Consider the following 1,190-nt stretch of genomic DNA (forward strand, 5'->3'; position numbering starts at 1 on the left):
TGGTCGACAGCTGTCCTACCTGGAGCCTCGCACCCATCGATCACCGGGCCTGCCACACCCGCCCTGAGCCGCAAGATCAGCTTGAAAAAGGCTCACTGACTGATCAAGTCCTCAGCCGGCTCAGCCAGCACGAGTAGGCCGAGATAGTGCAGCGAGCGCAGGAGACTCTCGTCAGTGCCGGGATCGATCCAGAGGATCTCCGCCGGCGGCTCGGCCGTGGGACGCGGCAGCACCCCAGACGGCGCGTACGCTCCCTCGATCAACACGAGCGGAGTTTCCATGGTCCAGCCGGTGATCGCCGCCGGATTGGCGAGGCCGTGGAGCGTGAGTAGCTGCTCCGGAGTGCATTCCTCAACGTCGGAGAACGCCAGCAGTTGCGCTTGGAAAACGGCGCGCACCCGCTGCGCCATCGAAACCCTGGCTTCCGACCGACTGGCCTCATCCGTGTAGGCGTAGTGCGGGATGAGCTCGGCCACTAGGTGCGCCGGCTCGTCGGCGTACGCCCGCCAGCGGTCGTCCGGCTCGATCAACTCAAAGCGGTAGTGCGTTCCGTCGGGCTTGCTGACAGGTAGCGGCGTGCTTCCTGGCCGCGTTCTGATCCTGATCGCTGGCATGGCTGCCCGCCTTCCGTGGCTCGATACTCGGAGTCGTCCGTTCGTTGCGAGAGTCACAACGCTCTGACGGAAGGTGCGGTTCGGTGGCAGGCACCGACCGGTTCCTGGGCCGGCTCGGTGGCGGACAGCACCGTACGGCTCTGGGACGTCTCCGCGCCGGCTGCGCCATCGACGATCGGCGCCCCGCTGACCGGCCCGGCCGGCTACGCATGCATGACGGCCTTCCGCCCGGACAACCTGCAGCTCGCCGTAGCGGCTGCCGACGGCACCGCCTGGCTCGGAGATTTCGGCGAACCAGCCCGGCCCACCGCCACAGTCGTGCTGTCGCGGGCCACCGGCGCGGTCTACACGTGGCATTCAGCTGATCCACCCAGCGGGTCCGCCGGCCCTGACCTTCCGGGCCAAGAGCCGGCGTGCCCGTTACCTTTTTGATCGTCCCCAGCCGGGGACCCTCGGTCGCCCGGCCCGGTATGACTTCCTTCGGTTGCGTCCACGGGAGTGGTGTACGACTTGCCCGTGATGGGCGTGTTGCGTAGATGAGAGACGGCCATCGCGTCGATCCTTCAAGACGACCAA

General features: G+C 67.1%; 1 protein-coding gene. It reads right to left on the minus strand.

The window, feature by feature from the left end:
• Positions 1 to 92 precede the first annotated feature (92 nt).
• Entirely contained in the window at positions 93 to 530 is a 438-nt protein-coding gene (locus ACIBEF_RS32535; protein WP_396797256.1) for a hypothetical protein, read from the minus strand.
• Positions 531 to 1,190: the final 660 nt, after the last annotated feature.

The sequence above is a fragment of the Micromonospora sp. NPDC050795 genome (assembly GCF_044456785.1).
Lineage (GTDB): Bacteria > Actinomycetota > Actinomycetes > Mycobacteriales > Micromonosporaceae > Micromonospora.